The organism is Brevibacillus sp. JNUCC-41, from assembly GCF_014844095.1.
Taxonomy (GTDB): Bacteria; Bacillota; Bacilli; order Bacillales; family DSM-1321; genus Peribacillus; species Peribacillus aracenensis.
Genome location: NZ_CP062163.1, coordinates 3,596,749 through 3,615,835 on the forward strand (window position 1 = coordinate 3,596,749; position 19,087 = coordinate 3,615,835).

The 19,087-nt window shown below is 37.8% G+C and carries 16 protein-coding genes and 3 pseudogenes; 14 read left to right on the forward strand and 5 right to left on the reverse strand.

From position 1 onward, the window contains the following. Positions 1–73: 73 nt before the first annotated feature. From JNUCC41_RS17565 to spoVK, 6 genes are all read left to right on the forward strand, one after another. A complete protein-coding gene (locus tag JNUCC41_RS17565; RefSeq protein ID WP_192204111.1) occupies positions 74–850 on the forward strand; it encodes an ABC transporter ATP-binding protein in 777 nt (258 codons plus the stop codon). Then, positions 828–2,768 (forward strand): FtsX-like permease family protein, encoded by a 1,941-nt coding sequence (locus JNUCC41_RS17570; RefSeq protein WP_192204112.1) that lies wholly within the window; start codon positions 828–830, stop codon positions 2,766–2,768. The genes JNUCC41_RS17565 and JNUCC41_RS17570 overlap by 23 nt, the downstream gene beginning before the upstream one ends. A gap of 523 nt (positions 2,769–3,291) precedes the next feature. Beyond that, complete coding sequence (locus tag JNUCC41_RS17575; protein ID WP_192204113.1) at positions 3,292–4,614, forward strand: sensor histidine kinase; 1,323 nt, start codon at positions 3,292–3,294, stop codon at positions 4,612–4,614. A 357-nt stretch (positions 4,615–4,971) separates the two neighbouring features. Beyond that, complete coding sequence (gene miaA / locus JNUCC41_RS17580) at positions 4,972–5,892, forward strand: tRNA (adenosine(37)-N6)-dimethylallyltransferase MiaA (protein WP_370662582.1); 921 nt, start codon at positions 4,972–4,974, stop codon at positions 5,890–5,892. A 3-nt stretch (positions 5,893–5,895) separates the two neighbouring features. Then, the gene (gene hfq, locus JNUCC41_RS17585) at positions 5,896–6,129 is read left to right on the forward strand and encodes an RNA chaperone Hfq (protein ID WP_034313436.1); all 234 of its coding nucleotides are present in this window, start codon (positions 5,896–5,898) and stop codon (positions 6,127–6,129) included. A gap of 388 nt (positions 6,130–6,517) precedes the next feature. Then, the gene (gene spoVK / locus JNUCC41_RS17590) at positions 6,518–7,474 is read left to right on the forward strand and encodes a stage V sporulation protein K (protein ID WP_076368565.1); all 957 of its coding nucleotides are present in this window, start codon (positions 6,518–6,520) and stop codon (positions 7,472–7,474) included. 37 nt (positions 7,475–7,511) lie between these two features. Here the strand turns inward: spoVK and JNUCC41_RS17595 are convergent, their stop codons facing one another. Then, the gene (locus JNUCC41_RS17595) at positions 7,512–8,120 is read right to left on the reverse strand and encodes a trimeric intracellular cation channel family protein (RefSeq protein ID WP_192204114.1); all 609 of its coding nucleotides are present in this window, start codon (positions 8,118–8,120) and stop codon (positions 7,512–7,514) included. A gap of 168 nt (positions 8,121–8,288) precedes the next feature. On the opposite strand from JNUCC41_RS17595, the gene hflX reads away from it, so the two are divergent. From hflX to glnA, 4 genes are all read left to right on the forward strand, one after another. Continuing rightward, complete coding sequence (gene hflX / locus JNUCC41_RS17600) at positions 8,289–9,542, forward strand: GTPase HflX (protein WP_192204115.1); 1,254 nt, start codon at positions 8,289–8,291, stop codon at positions 9,540–9,542. A 12-nt stretch (positions 9,543–9,554) separates the two neighbouring features. Then, positions 9,555–10,823, forward strand: coding sequence for a methionine gamma-lyase family protein (locus JNUCC41_RS17605; RefSeq protein WP_192204116.1), 1,269 nt, complete (start codon positions 9,555–9,557; stop codon positions 10,821–10,823). Positions 10,824–11,018: 195 nt separating this feature from the next. Beyond that, positions 11,019–11,423, forward strand: a complete 405-nt coding sequence (locus tag JNUCC41_RS17610; RefSeq protein ID WP_192204117.1) for a MerR family transcriptional regulator — start codon at positions 11,019–11,021, stop codon at positions 11,421–11,423. A gap of 38 nt (positions 11,424–11,461) precedes the next feature. Next, positions 11,462–12,796, forward strand: coding sequence for a type I glutamate--ammonia ligase (gene glnA, locus JNUCC41_RS17615; RefSeq protein ID WP_192204118.1), 1,335 nt, complete (start codon positions 11,462–11,464; stop codon positions 12,794–12,796). A gap of 94 nt (positions 12,797–12,890) precedes the next feature. On the opposite strand, the pseudogene JNUCC41_RS17620 reads toward glnA, so the two are convergent. Then, positions 12,891–13,172, reverse strand: a pseudogene (locus tag JNUCC41_RS17620) (tyrosine-type recombinase/integrase); the annotation flags it as partial. Positions 13,173–13,367: 195 nt separating this feature from the next. Between JNUCC41_RS17620 and JNUCC41_RS17625 the strand changes: the two are divergent. From JNUCC41_RS17625 to JNUCC41_RS17635, 3 genes are all read left to right on the forward strand, one after another. Continuing rightward, positions 13,368–14,513, forward strand: coding sequence for a peptidoglycan-binding protein (locus JNUCC41_RS17625; RefSeq protein ID WP_192204120.1), 1,146 nt, complete (start codon positions 13,368–13,370; stop codon positions 14,511–14,513). Positions 14,514–14,662: 149 nt separating this feature from the next. Next, positions 14,663–15,430, forward strand: a complete 768-nt coding sequence (locus JNUCC41_RS17630; RefSeq protein WP_192204121.1) for a GNAT family N-acetyltransferase — start codon at positions 14,663–14,665, stop codon at positions 15,428–15,430. A gap of 368 nt (positions 15,431–15,798) precedes the next feature. Next, on the forward strand, positions 15,799–16,143 hold the full coding sequence (locus JNUCC41_RS17635; protein WP_192204122.1) for a YolD-like family protein: 345 nt from the start codon (positions 15,799–15,801) through the stop codon (positions 16,141–16,143). Between the two features lie 293 nt (positions 16,144–16,436). Here the strand turns inward: JNUCC41_RS17635 and JNUCC41_RS17640 are convergent, their stop codons facing one another. From JNUCC41_RS17640 to JNUCC41_RS17650, 3 genes and pseudogenes are all read right to left on the reverse strand, one after another. After that, positions 16,437–17,180, reverse strand: a complete 744-nt coding sequence (locus JNUCC41_RS17640) for a hypothetical protein (RefSeq protein WP_192204123.1) — start codon at positions 17,178–17,180, stop codon at positions 16,437–16,439. A gap of 596 nt (positions 17,181–17,776) precedes the next feature. Continuing rightward, on the reverse strand, positions 17,777–17,998 hold the full coding sequence (locus JNUCC41_RS17645; RefSeq protein ID WP_192204124.1) for a hypothetical protein: 222 nt from the start codon (positions 17,996–17,998) through the stop codon (positions 17,777–17,779). A 660-nt stretch (positions 17,999–18,658) separates the two neighbouring features. Further along, positions 18,659–18,918: pseudogene (locus tag JNUCC41_RS17650) on the reverse strand (tyrosine-type recombinase/integrase); the annotation flags it as partial. A 43-nt stretch (positions 18,919–18,961) separates the two neighbouring features. Here JNUCC41_RS17650 and JNUCC41_RS17655 point away from each other — a divergent pair. Then, positions 18,962–19,057: pseudogene (locus JNUCC41_RS17655) on the forward strand (phage holin); the annotation flags it as partial. Positions 19,058–19,087: the final 30 nt, after the last annotated feature.

Consider the following 19,087-nt stretch of genomic DNA (forward strand, 5'->3'; position numbering starts at 1 on the left):
TAATGTAATAAACTTCGATGGGAACCTCCCGCTTTATTCAATATACTTACGGTAAGAAAGGGAGGTATTCAGGATGTCGATTTTAAAAGCGGAGCAATTATCCAAAACATATTTTCAAAAGCAGGGGAATTTATTTCATAAAGCGTTACATAATTTCACCATGAATGTACAGAAAGGGGAATTTGTCGGGGTGATGGGTCCATCAGGCAGCGGGAAAACCACTCTGCTTAACTTAATGGCCACGATTGATAAGCCGACCACAGGTAAAGTCATTCTAAATGATCAAAACCCTAATGAATTAAACAATCAGGACCTGGCTTTGTTTCGCAGGAGGGAGATTGGGTTTGTTTTTCAAGACTTCAACCTTCTTGATACACTTACCGTTCGCGAAAATATCCTCCTTCCTTTAGCGTTAGATCATTATAAATTGGAGGAAATGGAAAATAGGGTAAATCAGTTGGCGAACCTTCTTGGTATAGAAGGGATTTTAGAAAAGCGGACTTATGAAATTTCCGGAGGTCAGCAGCAACGAACGGCTTGTGCAAGAGCGATGATTCATGAACCTTCCATTATTTTAGCGGATGAACCTACTGGTAATTTGGATTCCAAATCCGCCAAGCAGGTAATGGACACCCTCACGACACTTCAGGAGAAAAAGGGAGCAACCATCCTCATGGTCACTCATGACCCGACTGCTGCCAGCTTCTGTGACCGGATTCTATTCATAAAGGATGGCAAGTTCTTTTCGGAGGTGCACAGCGGAGGGGAAAGACAGAGTTTCCATCAAAGGATTTTAGATACGTTAAGCGTTTTAGGAGGAGTCTATCATGAACATCCGGCTTCTCGCTAAGAGAAATATCCAAGGAAATGCACAACGTTATCTAGCTTATTTTTTCAGTATCGTCCTTTCCGTCTCAATTTTTTTTATTTACGCATCATTTATCTTTCATCCTGATGTGGTCCATGCGAATATTCCGGGGGGACAGCTAATTAGTAAGGGACTCATTGCAGCAGAAATAGTGATCATCATATTTTCGGTTTTCTTTATCGCTTATTCAAATGCCGCATTTATACTGCCGCGAAAAAAAGAGTTTGGGCTGTTGACACTGCTTGGAATGTCCAGATCCCAACTTAGAAAACTGATTTACTTGGAGCAAACGATGGTTTCCCTCATATCCATCCTGATTGGGGTAGGTTTGGGTTTTTTGTTCTCAAAGTTATTCTTAATGGCAGTTTCTTGGTTATTGGCTGTAGAGCGACCAATATCGTTTGTCTTTGTCCCTGAGGCCTTTGTTTATACGATTGTTGGTTTCGTTTTGCTATTTCAGCTATTATCGCTCCTTTCATTGTTTCACATTGGAAATGCGGAGGTCGTCGATTTACTAAAAGATAAACAAAAACCAAAAAAGACGCCCTTCGTTTCAAAGTGGTTAATTGCATTATCAGCAGTTTGCTTAAGCGTTTCTTATTATTTGGCAGGCACTATGTCGTTGAACAATTCTTATATTCGAGTAATGCCCATTTTATTCTTCGTACTGATAGGCACCTATTTTTTATTCAGCCAAAGTATTGTCGCTCTTTGCAGCAGGCTTTACCGGAAGAAGAAAAGCTTATATGGCGGAACGAATTTAATCACTCAAACAAACCTGATCTTTAATATTAAAGACTATTCGAGATTATTCTTCTTGACCTCGATCATAACAGCCGTCATTTTGACAGCTGCAGGCACACTTTTCATGTTCAGTGCAGACTTAAAAAAGCAAGGGATGAATAACATTCCGCAATCAATTGGCTGGGTGGAAAATGACGCTTCTATATATTCCATTATTGAACCATCAGCAGTAGAGGAAGCATTAAAGGAAGATGGATTCAAGATCCTTTATGAAGTAAATATGACGGGTGTACCCATTACCCACATGTTACCCCATATGAGAACGGGAGAATCCAATGAAAATAGGTCATTATTAATCTCGGAAAGTGATTATAACAATGTGGCTGCATTGCGAAAGATTGATCCGGCAAAGTTAACTGGAAAGGAAGCGTTATACATTTTTCCTTATGGAGGAATGGATTATCACTTCGTCCAAAAGGGAGAAAAAAAGGAACTTCACTATGGTAAACAAACCATGCAGGTAACAATGATTGGTCAGCGCAATCAATCCATAGTCACCCCCCTAAAGTCAGCAACGACCCTGATGGTGGTCGATGATCGGCTGTTTCAAGAAATAACTGCTGATGTGCCTTTAAAAGAAAAGGTAAGAGTACGCGGGTACGAAATTAGAGATTGGGAAGAATCAATGGAAACATCCAGTAAAATTGAAAAAATGTCTAGCAATCCAGGCCATAATCAATTGCAAACAAGAGCTCCGATCTATCAAGAAATGAAACAGGGAAGCATTTTGATACTTTTTATCGGCTTGTTTGTCAGTTTATTATTCTTTATCGTCCAAGGAAGCATGATGTATCTCCGAGTTTTTACGAATTTCGAAGATAAAAAAATCCAAATTCATGCCCTTCATCGATTGGGACTGACAAAAAAAGAAATACGGCAAATTTTAAGTGCGGAAATACGCACCCTCTTTTTCGCTCCTTTTCTGATAGGGATGATTCATGCCATCATCGCCTACGTGGCATTAAGCAATTTATTGGGGTCCAACTTGTTCGTCTATTCTGCTATGGTCATCGGAATGTATTTTCTTTTTCAACTGCTATATTATCAAGTAACAAAAAAGATGTATGAGCGGGCAGTCATCAACTCGATTAAATAAAAGCTGTCATTTATAAAAGGAATCAGGGGGCAGGCCCTGATTCCTTTTTTTTGTTTTCGTATATGACAAATTAGTTAATATGTACTATTGAAAAGGTAACGATTCATTTTTTGTGCGAAAATTGATATAAAAAATGTGAATTATGGTGTAACTTTACAGACGGAATCTTTAGGTTCTTGTAATATTTTCATATAAAGGGTAAAATTATTTATTTGAAGAGAAAGTACCAAACCCAACATCGTCAAATCCCCCCCCCTTTTTATTATATTAATATAATTATTTATTGGAAATGATATGTTGTATTAGAAAAAAATATTAGTTGATTCAATGCAGATAAAATATGAAAAAGTTATATGGTCGAAAGTTAGTGGGTAATCTGTTAATTACTTGATTAATTATAGTATTATATACCTGGAATTATAGAGAATATTAGATTTTTCTCTATTTCTTTGTCACTTTATATAGTAAACTCAGAATAGGTTCGTTAACTTTTAGCTGCTAGAGATGAGGTAAGTTTAATCCTATGAAAAATAAAAAGTTAAGGGCATTTCTTTATTTGACCATTCTTTTATTGATTGTTTTCATTTTTCTAAATATGTTTTCAACATATTTAAGCATTAAAAATTCTGTCCAAAAATCCGTTGCTAATCAAAACTTGGTAGCTGCTAGATCTATTGCCGACTCGATGGATATAGAGGCCTATCAGCGATTTCTCAATAACCAAGTAAGGAGCCGGGATTATAGGGATATAAAAGCTTACTTAGAGGACGCCCGTGAAAAAATAGGAGCATTATATGTTTATACGATCATGATTGATAATCCGGAAGTATCTAAGGCTATGATTACTGGGTTTTCTAAAGATCATAAAGGGAATTTTCCTATCGGTGGTGCATGTACTGTTCCGCCGGAGCAGGTCAAACAGGGGTATGAAGGCAAAAGCTTCATTACCGGGATTCTAGAAGATCCGGAATATGGTGAGTATTTGACTGTGGGAGTGCCAATGAAAAATAAAGATGGCGACATAATTGGTTTTTTGGGCATTGATGTGAGCGCAGAAGATATAAATGCCATTAACGGCAAGGTATTGAAAAGCAGCATTGCCATTCTTGTCTATAATGGTGGATTTGTTATCATGCTGCTGGTTACCTTTTTTGTCATTCAAAAATGGTATCAAAAGGAACTGACACGTGAAGTGGGGGATACGGAAGATACGTATCAATCGGAATTTCAATCGCTCTTTGCTTCAGTCCGTTCATTAAGGCATGATTTTTCCAATCATATTCAGGTGATACATGGACTGCTTAAATTAGAGGAGAACGCAAAAGCACTCGAATACTTAACCGGTCTTTCAAAAGAAGTGCATTCAATTGAATCGATGAAATTGGATGTGACTCACCCAGGCTTATCTGTCCTGTTAGAGACAAAAAGGCTCTCGGCCCAGAATTATAACATCGATATTGAGGTTGATGTTTCACCCGAATCCTTCAATCGAATTAAAACAATCGATTTGATTAAATTATTATCAAATGTTATCGACAATGCTATTGAGGCAACAATTGAATTGCCAGAGCAAGAACGCCGAATGAATATTGCCTGCAAAGCTAATGATGAAAAGTATACGTTTATGGTAAAGAACACCGGACCAATGATTTCGGATTTAGATCTGGAGAATATATTCGCCAGCGGGTTTTCAACCAAAAAGGCACAAAAGGGCAAAGTTCGCGGACAAGGATTGTTCATCGTTAAAGACTTAGTGAACAGATATGATGGAGAGATTCATGTACATTCCTCAGAAAAAGAAACAACCGTTACGATGATCATACCCGTAAATGGAAAAATCGCCTAAATGACAATAGAAAAAAAGGTATGATTCCTCAAATGCAGAAGGAATCATACCTTTTTTTGCGATTCCATTAACTAAATTATATCCCTTTCTGCCAAGGGAAGGGCAATGGATCTGCGAGCCTCAAATTATTTTCGGCAATTCTACACTCTGACAATCTGAGAGATATAAATATGTCGATTATTAGGGGGGAAGAGTTGAATAAAAGTACCTGAATTGGACATAATGGGTAGATGTTTAGCTGCTTTCATCGAGATTATGATAAGATAGGGAAAAATCATTTAAGGCAGTGAGATTGTGAAAAAACAAAAAGGAAAACTTCTCGTTATCATTGGACCGACTGCTGTTGGGAAGACGAAGATGAGTATTGAGATGGCAAAGTTATTTAATGGTGAAATTATTAGCGGGGATTCCATGCAGGTTTATAAGGGGATGGATATTGGGACTGCGAAAATCAAAAGGGAAGAAACAGAGGGAATTCCTCATTATTTACTTGATATTAAAGACCCTGATGAACCATTTAGTGCGGCGGAGTTCCAGGAACGGGCTAATGCTTGTATCAAGGAGATCCAAAGCAGGGGGAAACTTCCCATTATCGTCGGTGGAACAGGATTATACATACAATCGGTCATTTATGATTACCAATTTTCGGAGGCGCCATCCGACCCTGTTTATAGGGAGGGACTCGAAAAACAGGTTAGGGAGTTGGGGATTGATCCCATTTTTGAACACTTACGCAGCGTTGACCCGGAAAGCGCGAATCGGATTCATCCTAATAATGTAAGAAGGGTGATCAGGGCACTAGAGATTTTTCATTGTACTGGTAAAACAATGAGTGAGCAGTTGAATGAACAGCCTACAGAATTGAAATATGATACGTGCATCATTGGATTGACTATGGAACGTGAAAAGTTATATCAACGCATCGATCAACGTGTTGATGGAATGGTGGAAGAAGGGCTGATTCAAGAGGTAGAGTCATTTTATGAAAAAGGTTTGAGGGATTGCCAATCAATCCAGGCTATAGGATATAAAGAAATCTATGATTTTTTTGATGGTAGGGCTTCTTTGGACGAAGCAGTTGAGATATTGAAGCAAAACTCCCGTCGATATGCAAAAAGGCAATTGACCTGGTTTCGGAATAAAATGGATGTAATTTGGTTTGATATGACCGATCTCGAGGGTTTTCCAAAAAAAATACATGAAATATCTGGATTTGTAGCAGGAAAGCTTTTCAGTGAAGGCGAATACATAAATTTAGAGAGAAAAGAGGAGGACTAATACATGAAACAATCAGTAAATATTCAAGATCAGTTTCTTAATCAATTACGTAAAGATGGTACGTATGTGACGGTATTTTTACTAAACGGTTTCCAGATTAGAGGACAAGTGAAAGGGTTCGATAATTTTACCGTTTTATTTGAATCAGAGGGCAAACAACAATTAGTCTATAAACATGCGATCTCTACATTTGCTCCACAACGTAATGTTCAGATTGATTACGAAGTGAAGGAATAATCATATATATGAATGTAAAAAACAGGTTTAGCTTATAGCGGCCTGTTTTTTTTGCATGCACTTCTCTGTTCTTTTTCAAAGAATCGATAATTTTACGTACCTGATTTGAATATATATTAAGGAACGGATTATTTTCCGGGAAACCGCAGGAAATGACATTACCCCTAATAAAATGGTGAACGGAAATGGAGTTTGTCGAAACATATCCTTCGAGGAAATAATCCTGTCAGAGTAAGCTGCTTACCAGGTAGGAATGGGGCTTATTCTCGAAAAGAAAAAAACGAATTTTCCGATGGGGTAGTTTTGGCTAGGCAATATATGCCTATGACCATCATAAATTGAAAATTGTGGTGTTAGAGTTAGGGTCCAAGATGGAGAGGTGAATGCATTGGAACAACCGATCCGTATGAAAAATAACGGGCAAATCAATATTGTGTTTAACGCGGAAAACAGAAAAGCGCTACAAAAGGATCTGCCGATAAAAGAAATTTTGGTACAGGAAATCCCCCACCAGCATGTGGCATTGAAAGAGATTGAAGATGAACTGAAATCGCTGGTCGGAATGGAAGAAATGAAACGGATGATAAAAGAGATATATGCCTGGATTTACATCAATAAACAGCGTGAGGCAAAGGGGTTGAAAACAGGCAGGCAAGCACTGCATATGATGTTTAAAGGAAATCCCGGAACAGGGAAAACAACGGTTGCACGTTTAATCGGTAAGTTGTTTCAAAAAATGAATGTCCTTTCGAAAGGGCATTTAATTGAGGCGGAGAGGGCAGATTTAGTCGGGGAATACATTGGTCATACTGCCCAAAAAACAAGGGATCTAATTAAAAAGGCCATTGGCGGGATCCTATTTATTGATGAAGCCTATTCCTTGGGAAGAGGCGGCGAAAAGGATTTTGGAAAAGAAGCCATAGATACCCTAGTCAAGCATATGGAGGATCGTCAGCACGAATTCATTTTGATCCTTGCTGGATATTCGAGGGAAATGGATTATTTCCTCAGCCTTAATCCTGGTCTTCATTCCAGGTTCCCGCTTGTGATTGATTTTCCGGATTATACGATTGAACAGTTAATGGAAATAGCCGATCGGATGCTGCAGGAAAAGGAGTATCTAATGAATCGGGATGCCGAAAGAAAATTAAAAGAACATTTAATCATATTGCGTTCATTCCGGGGACCTATTTCATTTTCCAACGGACGTTATATCCGCAATGTACTTGAAAAGTCCATCAGGGCGCAGGCGATGAGGCTTTTACTGGAAGATTCATTTGAAAAATCCGATTTACTGACGCTTACCAGCCAAGATTTGATTTTCGAGGATGATGAGAAAGAATGACATGGAAATGCCCGCCGAGATGGCGGGCTTTTCAAATTTATGTTTTAGGCACCCATTTCTTATTGGGGAGATGCCAATTATTGGTGTAAGATAGGACTCGCAATATCGTGATGACGGCAAAGAGCGAATAAAGCTGCCATGACTGGGATAATACACCACTGCCTAGAGCCAAGCCTGCAATGATGGCCCATACTACGTAGATTTCTTTTCTGAAGACCAATGGCTTTCTTCCAGCTAACACGTCACGGATTATCCCGCCGCCGCATCCGGTTAATGCAGCTGATACAATGATGGCGCTTATTGGGTGATTAAGTTCCACGGCATACATCGCCCCTTGGATGGCAAAGGCTGAAAGGCCAATGGCATCACTGAGGTTTCCCCATTTGTCCCAGTGCTTTGAAAGGTTTGTAGGAAAAACAAAAACGATGGTGATGGATACTAAAGCGATGACAAAATAGAAACTTTGATCCCATAACGCTGAAACGGGGACACCGATCAACAGATTGCGGATTGCCCCTCCGCCAAAGGCGGTTATGATTCCCAAAATATAAACTCCTAAAATATCATACTCTTCTTCCATGGCGATGATGGTTCCGCTAATAGCGAATGCAATCGTACCTATTAAGCTTAATACTTCCCATGTCATATGAATGTCCCTCTATGTCTTTTCGATTTTAATGGTAAAGCCAAATTTGATTTTAGCATGTTATCGGAATTTTTAAAACGGTTAAAAGCTTCGTTTTGAGGGAATTTTTATATATTCAATTTTTTTGTTATGATTAACTGAAATCTACCAGAAAGTGGTGCTTGTGATTTGGAAGAAACAAAAAAGGAAACGGCCGTGTTGATTGGTTGTCAAACAACTGAGGCTAATGAACGTTTTGAATATTCACTCGATGAATTGGCTTCTTTGGCGAAGACGGCGAATGGTGAAGTTTTAATGACCATCTCCCAGAAAAGGGAAAGTGTTGATCCCGCTACATATATAGGAAAAGGGAAAGTGGAGGAACTTCGGAATCTGGAAGAGGAGCTGGAGCCGGATTTATTTATCTTTAATGATGAACTATCCCCGAGCCAGATTCGGAACCTTTCGAAACAATTGGAGGCAAGGATCATTGACCGGACACAGCTAATATTGGATATTTTTGCTCAGCGGGCGCGATCCAGAGAAGGGAAGCTGCAAGTTGAACTTGCCCAGCTCCAATATTTATTGCCGCGTTTGGTCGGACAGGGGACGGCGATGTCCAGGCTAGGAGGCGGAATCGGCACCAGGGGACCAGGGGAGACGAAGCTGGAAAGCGACCGACGACACATCCGTGGGAAAATAGATGAAATTAAGCAACAATTGAGTGGAATAGTGAAGCATCGTGAACGCTATCGTGATAGAAGGAAACGTAATAAGACCTTTCAAATAGCACTTGTAGGATACACGAATGCAGGTAAATCAACACTGTTCAACCGTTTGACAGAGGCGGATTCATACGAAGAGAACCAATTGTTCGCTACATTGGATCCCATGACACGAAAGGCGATTCTTCCTAGCGGATTTACCGTACTGCTGACGGATACTGTTGGATTCATACAAGATTTGCCGACATCTTTAATTGCTGCATTCCGTTCTACCCTTGAAGAAGTGAAAGAAGCGGATCTGTTGCTCCATGTGGTCGATTCCTCAAGTACAGATTACTTTAATCATCAGAAAACGGTGCAGGATTTGCTAAATGACTTAGATGTCCCTTCCATTCCACAGCTAACGTTGTATAATAAGAAAGATATGATTCACACTGATTTTGTCAGGTCAGCAAGTCGTGCTTCATTGATGATCAGTGCCTATGAAAAATCGGACTTGAATCAAATCATGGAAGAAATTGAAAAGTACGTGATTGAAGAAATGGTCCCGTATCATGTTTTCCTGCCGTCGAGTGAGGGTAAATTATTATCACAGCTGAAAAATGAAACCATATTGCGCACTCTCTCCTTTAATGAAGAATCGGAAAGGTATGAATGCAAAGGTTTTTGTCTAGCTGATCATCCAATAACCGGGCAGCTGGAGAAATATTCATTATAAAGGGGAATTTTGATGTATCAGCAGTTAACTAATGGAGAAGTGTTGAAAAACATTGCCGAGGAAGTGGAAGCAATGATTTCTCCGTTACATAAGCAAGTGGACGAACGAATTGAAGAAAATCAATTCCGCGTATTACAAAGTTATCAAGCACATAGAGTGAGTGATTCCCATTTCATCCCGACAACAGGGTATGGATACGACGATATGGGCCGCGATACGCTGGAATTGATATATGCAGATGTATTTGGAGCGGAAGCTGGATTGGTTCGCCCCCAAATTATTTCAGGCACTCACGCCATCTCCACCGCTCTTTTCGGCATATTGCGCCCAGGGGATGAATTGTTATACATAACTGGAAAGCCGTATGACACTTTGGAAGAAATTGTAGGTATCCGGGGTTCGGGTATCGGATCTTTGCGTGATTTTCAGATCAGCTATAAGGCCGTTCCATTAAGGGAAACTGGAACCGTTGATTTCGAAGCCGTCAAACAAGCCATCCAACCAAATACGAAGATGATCGGTATACAACGGTCAAAAGGGTATGCTACACGTCCATCCTTTACGATTGATGAAATAAGGGAAATGATTTCTTTTGTAAAAGACATTAACCCTGAAATCGTCGTATTCGTGGACAATTGTTATGGAGAGTTTGTTGAGACGCAAGAACCATGTCACGTCGGAGCGGATTTAATGGCAGGTTCACTCATTAAAAACCCAGGTGGCGGGATAGTGAAGACCGGAGGATACATTGTTGGTAAAAAGGACCTGGTTGAAGCTTGCTCCTATCGGTTAACATCACCAGGAATAGGGGCTGAAGCAGGTGCGTCGCTTTATAGTCTGCAGGAAATGTACCAAGGATTCTTCCTTGCACCACATGTCGTGGGCCAAGCTGTTAAAGGAGCCATCTTCACAGCTGCCTTTTTAGAAAAACTCGGTATGAATACATCTCCTAAATGGGATGCGAAGCGAACTGACTTAATTCAATCCGTCCAATTTAATGACCGGGATAAGATGGTTGCCTTCTGTCAGGCCATCCAATATGCTTCACCAATCAATTCACATGTGACCCCATATCCTGCCTATATGCCAGGATATGAAGACGATGTAATCATGGCTGCGGGTACCTTTATACAAGGGGCCAGCATTGAACTTACGGCAGATGGTCCGACTAGGGCTCCATATGTTGCCTACGTTCAAGGCGGCTTGACATACGCCCATGTTAAAGTAGCTGTATTGACTGCTGTGAATGCGCTAATGGACAAAAAGCTGATTCAATTGTAAACGAAATTAAGTTAGGAATGTTATGGGAATCCAAATACAATTGGATTCCTGCAAAAACAATAGTCATAATATTTGAGTAGTAACAAATCATTTAATTTTTCTGAAAGAATCATGTCATGAAATGTAACATCGTATTGACAAGTTTAATAACATGATATAAGATAATTTTAGATAAACAAAAGGAGGATGCTAAGAATGAGCGGCAACAACATTCGGCGTTCGATGCCTCTTTTTTCCATCGGAATCGTCATGCAGCTAACTGAGTTGTCTGCACGCCAAATTCGATATTACGAAGAGCATCAACTTATTACTCCTATGAGAACAGATGGAAATCGTCGGGTTTTCTCATTAAACGATATCGATCGACTGCTTGAGATTAAAGACTTAATCGAACAAGGAGTCAATCTGGCCGGCATCAAAAAGATTTTCACTGTAAAGGAACAGAATTTACCTAAAACTCAAGAATTAGAGCAAGCGGAAAAGATAAGACAGGACCTTAGTGACGAGGAGCTTCGCAAGCTTCTGCGTACCGAGCTTTTACAAGGAAGCAAGCATCGAACATCTCTTCGACAAGGGGATATGTCCCGTTTTTTCCAATAAAAATATGATTTATGAATGATTATTAGGGGGAATAGAAATTGACAAAGTTCACACGTGAAGACATCACTCGTTTAGCGAAAGAAGAAAATGTTAAGTACATTCGTTTACAATTCACTGACATTTTAGGGACAATTAAAAACGTTGAAATCCCAGTCAGTCAATTAGAAAAAGCACTTGATAATAAAATGATGTTTGACGGATCTTCCATTGAAGGCTTCGTACGTATTGAAGAGTCTGATATGTACCTATATCCTGATTTAAATACATGGGTTATCTTCCCTTGGACTTCCGAAAAAGGTAAAGTCGCACGTTTAATCTGTGATATTTACAATACGGATGGAACACCTTTTGATGGAGATCCACGTGCAAACCTAAAACGTGTTCTTGCAGAAGCTAGGGAAATGGGCTTCACAGATTTCAATCTTGGACCTGAACCTGAATTCTTCCTATTCAAACTGGATGCAGCAGGCGAGCCGACTCTAGAATTGAACGATAAAGGCGGATACTTTGACCTTGCACCTACTGACCTAGGAGAAAACTGCCGTCGAGATATCGTTCTTGAACTTGAAGAAATGGGATTTGAAATCGAAGCATCCCACCATGAAGTAGCTCCAGGACAACATGAAATTGACTTTAAATATGCAGATGCAGTTTCAGCTTGCGATAACATCCAAACATTTAAATTGGTTGTTAAAACGATTGCCCGCAAACATGGTTTACACGCGACATTCATGCCAAAACCATTGTTCGGTGTTAACGGATCTGGTATGCACTGTAACGTTTCTCTATTCAAAGGCAAAGAAAACGCATTTTATGATAAAGAGGGTAAATTGGAATTAAGTAAAACAGCTGAGCAATTTATCGCAGGTATCATTAAGCACGCTCCAAGCTTCACTGCGGTAACAAACCCAACTGTTAACTCATACAAACGTCTAGTTCCTGGTTACGAAGCTCCTTGTTATGTTGCATGGTCCGCTAAAAACCGTAGCCCACTAATCCGTATCCCGGCATCACGCGGAGTAAGTACTCGCGTAGAGGTACGCAGTGTCGATCCAGCAGCAAACCCATACTTGGCACTTGCAGTTATACTAAAAGCTGGTCTTGACGGTATCAAGAACGACTTGACTCCTCCAGCTCCAGTTGACCGCAACATCTATGTTATGAATAAAGAAGAGCGTGAAGAAGTAGGTATCGTTGATCTACCAGCTACTTTATATGCTGCATTGGAAACATTAAAAGCCGATGAAGTCATTAAAGAAGCATTAGGTGAACATTTACTTGAACACTTCGTCGAAGCAAAAGAAATCGAGTGGGATATGTTTAGAACACAGGTTCACCCATGGGAACGCGAACAATATATGTCCATGTATTAATATCTCAAACCCTTGGCACCTTTGGTGTCAGGGGTTTTTTATTTGGTGGGCAAATCTAAGTCATATATATGAAGTAGATATTTGCCCACCAAATTCAGCAAAAAAATTTAACCGATGATTCCCTTGGTGTATTCCTCAAATATTCCTCAAACTTATCCATGTTTTTCTGTTCAAGTTTTTTGCTTATATGTGCGTAAACATCAGAAGTTATAGCAAGGCTGCCATGACCTAATCTTTTCTGAACATATTTCATATCCGAACCAGCTTCAAGTTGGAGCACTGCATGTGTATGACGGAGAGAATGGATGGGAAGAGAGGGCAACTCAGTCCTTTTTAAGATATGGCTGAATGCGTTAAATAAGGTGGATTTTGGCATCAAATAACTCATTCATTAACTTCCTTACTGCTGCTCTCCTCTTGGGTTTGCTTTATATGGAGTATATAAGAATCAATATTTAGTGACTAAGAAAGCTTAAAAACAAGAAGAAGTCTTGAAAAAGAATGGATTAAAATAAGCTGCCCATCGGGTGGCTTTTTATTATGAGTTTAAATTAAAAGGAGACGATGGAAAATGAATTTTACTAAACTTCATCAATTGGTTGATAAAAGAGGTAAATTAATACCCAAAGGCACTTATTCAAAACGTACAAAAGCAATTACCCACCGAGTTTGGCACCATTCCTTAACAAAAAAAGATTTGGGTGGTTCTGATGCTGCAAGCTTCGCGGGTTACCATGTAAACACGCTGGGGTGGCCGGGGATAGGGTATACATTTGTTATCGGGCCTAAGAATGCTATTAACACACCAAACGGTAAAAGAGCTCGGATTGTATATGCGAATGATATCGACCGCAGGACCTATCATGTGGGGAATAGCAATCAGTTCTCTATAGGTATCTGTGTTGCTGGAGATTATCGATATGACACTATGGATGATGCCACTCTTGCCAGTATTGCAGAACTTCACGCTGTACTTGTTAAAGATGGGATTGGGAAATATGATAAGGCGCATAATGAAATGCCAGGTTATAGTTGGAAAGCATGTTGTCAGTATAACTACAGAGATGCTTTTGATTGGAAAGGTTCAAAAACTCCAGCCAAACCAGCACCGGCTCCTGAAGTTTATACAATCCAAGAAGGTGATACTTTATGGAGCATTGCACATAAGGATGGAACAGGAGGGGTTCAAGTTGAAGATTTAATAAAAGCGAATCCTGGCATAGATCCAACTACACTAAAAATAGGTCAGAAAATCAATTTCGGAAATGCTAAAAAGGTTAATGTTCAACCAGATAAAGATGAAGATAAATTTTCTAACAGTGGAGATCAAACAATCAGTTCCATTCAAAAAATGTTAAAAAGCAGTTATAAAGCTGGTCTTATTGTTGATGGATTTAATGGCCCTAAAACCAAATCAGCACTTGTCAAAGCACTACAAACAGAACTTAATAAACAATTTAATAAAAAACTTGTTGTGGATGGTAAGTGGGGGGCTAAAACAAGGGCTGCTATTGTTACTGTTGAAAAAGGTGCAAAAGGAAATCTAACTTGGATCCTGCAGGCTGCGCTTTACTTGGAAGGATATAGTCCTGGATCACTCGATTCTATCTTTGGAAAAGGTACTGAATCGGCTTTATATAAATTCCAAAAGGCAAAGGGAATTTCTACAGATAAGAAAGCAGGTAAAGATACTTTCACTAAATTGTTTGGTGCTTAATCAATAGCCCTTACTCGTATTGAGTAGGGGTTAGTTTTCTGAAAATTCTGGGAGGATATAAAAATTGTGAACATTGTTTTTTTATAATTGAATTGCTCCTATAATAAAAAAGAGCGCGCGCTAAATATTTAATTTGAAGGAGCAAAGAAATGATTGCAAATCAACAATTAGTTATAAACAATCTTGAAGAAAAAATAAGAATATTCTCTCATGCGGTTAATGGAAAGCTTATCAAAGAAGAAGATTTCGTTTTGGCGAATACAGAAGTACCAACTGATACATTCAATGTACTTTTGCCGAAATCTTCACATATAAAAAATGCATTTAATATTAGAAGTAGCATCGAAAATATGTCTCTTAAAGAATATCCCTTTAGTACGTGGATTGACTCCCGGTATTTGAACGCTGACTGGCAAGACCTAATGCAAGAATACGACCTAAAAGAAGCAGAACGTAATGTAATGATGAAACTTGAAAATACTCTTAATGTTGGTCAAAGAAAGTCCCATCAGCTTATGATTACTCATGTGAGAAATTTTGAAGAACTTAAGGAATATAAAGAGGTTTTTATGAGCCTATTTGAAGGTACACCAGAAAAAGATGCGTTAGAAAATTATTTTAATAAGTTTTCTGAAGTAAATTTGGGTTCAGAAATTCAAATGTTTATTGGACGCGTCGGTGAATTAACTGTATCTACTGCTTTACTAATAGATAGCAAAGAAAGTTATGGTATTTATGATGTTATGACAAAAGAAACATTTAGAGGTAAAGGATATGGCAGTGAAATGTTTCAATACCTTCTTACTCAAACAAAAGATAAACAAAAACCCGTTGTCCTACAAGCATCAGAGGATGGGAAAAATATCTATAAGCGCTTTGGGTTTATAGATGTTGGAGAAATGGTTGTATTTGAATAAGGAGTTTTCTTATGAAGTAAAAGGGCGATCCATATTAGTCATGTCTGATATTGATCGCCCTTTTAACAAGGTCAATTCAATATAATAAAGAAATACATATAAAAGTAGGGGGATTTGAATAGATTTTGATTTTTTATTAAACCATCCTGATAAGATAATAGAAGTTTCGGAAATGATTTATAAGGAATTTGTAGTAAAAACGGGAAGTGGTATGAATTTTGAGGATGTTATTAAACACTTTTCAAATACGAGGGACAATACAATTCCGATCATTTCTCTAGCCCGAACTTATTTGGGGAAGGAATTTTTTTCTGTCTTTAACGAGAACGTATGTTCGTTTATAATGAATAAAAAGGAGGGATCTTCTTATGAGTACAATTCGTGATAGAGGGCTTGTTAAATGGCAAGCAGCATTAATCATGCCTGAACATAAAGCTTTAAATAAAAAAATAGGTGAGGTTGATTATTTCTTAAATAAAAAACCTATCCTTGATGAATACCAGGTTGAAGAGTTTGAAAACAACATTCATTATGCAATGGAATATCATTTACCGATAAGATTTAGATTACATAACGAGGGAAGTCCACAAGAATTGGATGGTTATTGTGTGTACATTCATCCTGTCACAAAAGAGTTACGCATTCAGAAGAGAGATAGTTCCTTTGAGAAAATTAAATTCGATGAAGTTATTAGTGTGATTGTAGAGGATTAAAAAAAGCCCTTCTCATTAGTGAAGGGCTTGATTTGATATTTGTACCTTGTATAAGGTAAAGGGAATTGATACTAATATTAATCGTGAAGAGCTTGCTGGAATAGATGGAGTGGAACATAATGCCTTACATGATGCTACGGTAATTAAGGACTATTATGAGGAAATAATTAAATCGGAGCTTAAAAAAAGATGACCCCGGATCACATTGCCGAAGTCATCTTATAGCAGTAGCCTTGAATCTTTAATATAGCTGTCTACTTTTGATCATATAGTTCACACACAACTTTTTTATATTATTTTAAATTCGACCAACTTTTTTCAAGTTTATTATAATAATAGAACCATGAAGATAATGCCACAGCATTACTAACGACAGCCACTGGTCCTGCAATTTTTGTCAATATTGTTTTCGCTGTTGCCCAAGAAATTATTTTCCCTGCTACTAATGAACCACCACTAAATCCAGAAACTAGCCAACCAACCGTGGTTGAACTCTCAGTACCTCTAAGAGAATCCACATTATTTGCATATGTATTAAAAGGTTTAGAACTTGCTAATTTAGCAGTTTTATTTGGTTCCTTTAGATAACGAGCAGTACCTTTACCAGTAGTGAAATTCTTAGTGTAACTAATGTTCAATATTGTAACCATTGATTTGTTACCACTTGTAGAAGCCATTGGATAAAAACCACTCGCTTCTTCCTGTGTTTTAGGTTCTGGTATTTCTTCGAAAAGAATTACATCTTGATCTACTATTTTATCGTTAGTAAGAGTTGTTGAAAAGTCTTGTATAAGTTCATGGTTGTCTTCATTATAAACTTTTGTGTGTATTATTATTGTGTTTTCATCAATTGTTTCAGTTGTTTCTATATAACGTGTTTGAACACCCAAGATTGTCAATATGTACTCAGATTTTTCTTCAGTATCCGTAATAATCTCCATACCATCTTCAGGTATGATTGTTGAACCTGAAGTTGCTAATGCTGTGTTACTCGGAATAGAGAATGCTAGACTTCCTACAAGTAGGATAAAGCTCATTAAGATTGAAATTTTTTTAATGTTTTTCCAAAACTCCCTTTTTATGTTTTCGGTTAAGCAGCGAGTCTTATACTAACATACTATTAATCTTTTTTAAAGGAAATAAATACAAAACAGTAAAAAAATAGAATTAAAGAAAAAGTGAAAAATGTTAGAATCCCACTTAAAAAATGAGCGTATAGTGCAAAAATCATTGAAAGATTTGATAGTGCAATGATTAAAAAAATGTTCACCCTATGCTTATTTTTATAAAACAAACTAAAAATAATTGATAAAAAAAACAAGATACTGGCCAAATAAAATACAAAATCCGCCGGGGAACTTTTCTGGTACCGTACAACATACCAATAAAGAAGTACAACAAAAAATATTTTTACAAACTTGAACACAAAATCTCTCCTTCTATGTATTTCGTAAGTATGAATTATTATCTTTTTCGTAAAAATAGTCTTTTGATTTCTTTTAAAAATCACTATTAATTCCATATAACCCATAATTAAGAAATTATATTAATGGTAAATATAACATATATTCCTGATAGAAGGTACTCTATATATCTTGTACATAACAAATGCTGATAGGCTTGACCTTCTTAACTAACTCCGTAATATCATATCATCGTTATAAATCACTTGAACTATACGAGAATCCTTGCTAGCTGCAAATTCTGACTTAATCTTCTGAATCCATTCATATGCGGCAATGGCAGCTGCCCAATCTGGATCCTTCTTATAATCTGAATTAGGAACGGGGAAGCTTCCACTCTGCAAGAAATTAATTTCTCTTGAATGTAAGTGAACCTTGATATTTATGTTCAACCCTAAATACCTCCTGGAGTTAGTATAGTTTTATGGCCACATGTTAGTTATTTTCTTACTTCTTCATTTGCCTCTTTTCAATATATACCCAACTATAATAGAACAGCCAGAAAACCAAGGGTACTAAAAGTACATAAGCGTTAAATTCCTTTGAATGATGATATTGATATATTATTAAAATTATTCCTATAATTAATGCCGGCAGTAAAAGAATAAAATATTTTTCTTATGCAATTTACCTCTCTCCCATTTTGTCATTCAAAGCACTCCTCTCTCTAAAAATGTAATCAATCCATATATTAACATAAATTCGAACTGGTTTTCGTTATAGATGAAAAAGAATGAATGTATCACTATGAAAAAATGACCACATTCTTACCACCAAATAAAAATAAAAAGGTGAAATAACCTAAAAGAAATTTGTATACAGGTTATAGAAAGCCTTGTTAAATAAGCCTTTATGTATCTTTTTGAAAAAAAACGAAAGGCGAAGATATGTTTAGAACACAAGTTCACCCATGGGAACGCGAACAATATATGTCCATGTATTAATATCTCAAACCCTTGGCACCTTTGGTGTCAGGGGTTTTTTATTTGGTGGGCAAATCTAAGTCATATATATGAAGTAGATATTTGCCCACCAAATTCAGCAAAAAAAATTTAATCGATGATTCCCTTGGTGTATTCCTCAAACTTATTCATGTTTTTCTTTTCAAGTTTTTTGCTTATATGTGTGCGTAAACATCAGAAGTTATAGCAACGCTGCGATGACCTAATCTTTTCTGAACATATTTCATATCCGAACCAGCTTCAAGTTGGAGCACTGCATGTGTATGACGGAGGGAATGGATGGGAAGAGAGGGCAACTCAGCCCTTTTTAAGATATGGATGAATGCGTTAAATAAGGTGGATTTTGGCATCAAACAACTCATTTATTAACTTCCTTTCTGCGCTCTCCCACTAGGGTTTGCTTTATATGGAGTATATAAGAATCAATATTTAGTGACTAAGAAAGCTCAAAAACAAGAAGAAGTCTTGAAAAAGAATGGATTAAAATAAGCTGCCCATCGGGTGGCTTTTTATTTCAGG

Bases quoted from the DNA above. Each gene is read 5' to 3' on its own strand.
- JNUCC41_RS17605 (WP_192204116.1), top strand. From the start codon at position 9,555: ATGTATCAGCAGTTAACTAATGGAGAAGTGTTGAAAAACATTGCCGAG.
- hfq (WP_034313436.1), top strand. From the start codon at position 5,896: ATGAAACAATCAGTAAATATTCAAGATCAGTTTCTTAATCAATTACGT.
- miaA (WP_370662582.1), top strand. From the start codon at position 4,972: ATGAGTATTGAGATGGCAAAGTTATTTAATGGTGAAATTATTAGCGGG.
- JNUCC41_RS17570 (WP_192204112.1), top strand. From the start codon at position 828: ATGAACATCCGGCTTCTCGCTAAGAGAAATATCCAAGGAAATGCACAA.
- JNUCC41_RS17630 (WP_192204121.1), top strand. From the start codon at position 14,663: ATGATTGCAAATCAACAATTAGTTATAAACAATCTTGAAGAAAAAATA.
- JNUCC41_RS17625 (WP_192204120.1), top strand. From the start codon at position 13,368: ATGAATTTTACTAAACTTCATCAATTGGTTGATAAAAGAGGTAAATTA.
- JNUCC41_RS17640 (WP_192204123.1), bottom strand. From the start codon at position 17,180: ATGAGCTTTATCCTACTTGTAGGAAGTCTAGCATTCTCTATTCCGAGT.
- JNUCC41_RS17575 (WP_192204113.1), top strand. From the start codon at position 3,292: ATGAAAAATAAAAAGTTAAGGGCATTTCTTTATTTGACCATTCTTTTA.
- JNUCC41_RS17565 (WP_192204111.1), top strand. From the start codon at position 74: ATGTCGATTTTAAAAGCGGAGCAATTATCCAAAACATATTTTCAAAAG.
- JNUCC41_RS17635 (WP_192204122.1), top strand. From the start codon at position 15,799: ATGAGTACAATTCGTGATAGAGGGCTTGTTAAATGGCAAGCAGCATTA.
- JNUCC41_RS17610 (WP_192204117.1), top strand. From the start codon at position 11,019: ATGAGCGGCAACAACATTCGGCGTTCGATGCCTCTTTTTTCCATCGGA.
- JNUCC41_RS17595 (WP_192204114.1), bottom strand. From the start codon at position 8,120: ATGACATGGGAAGTATTAAGCTTAATAGGTACGATTGCATTCGCTATT.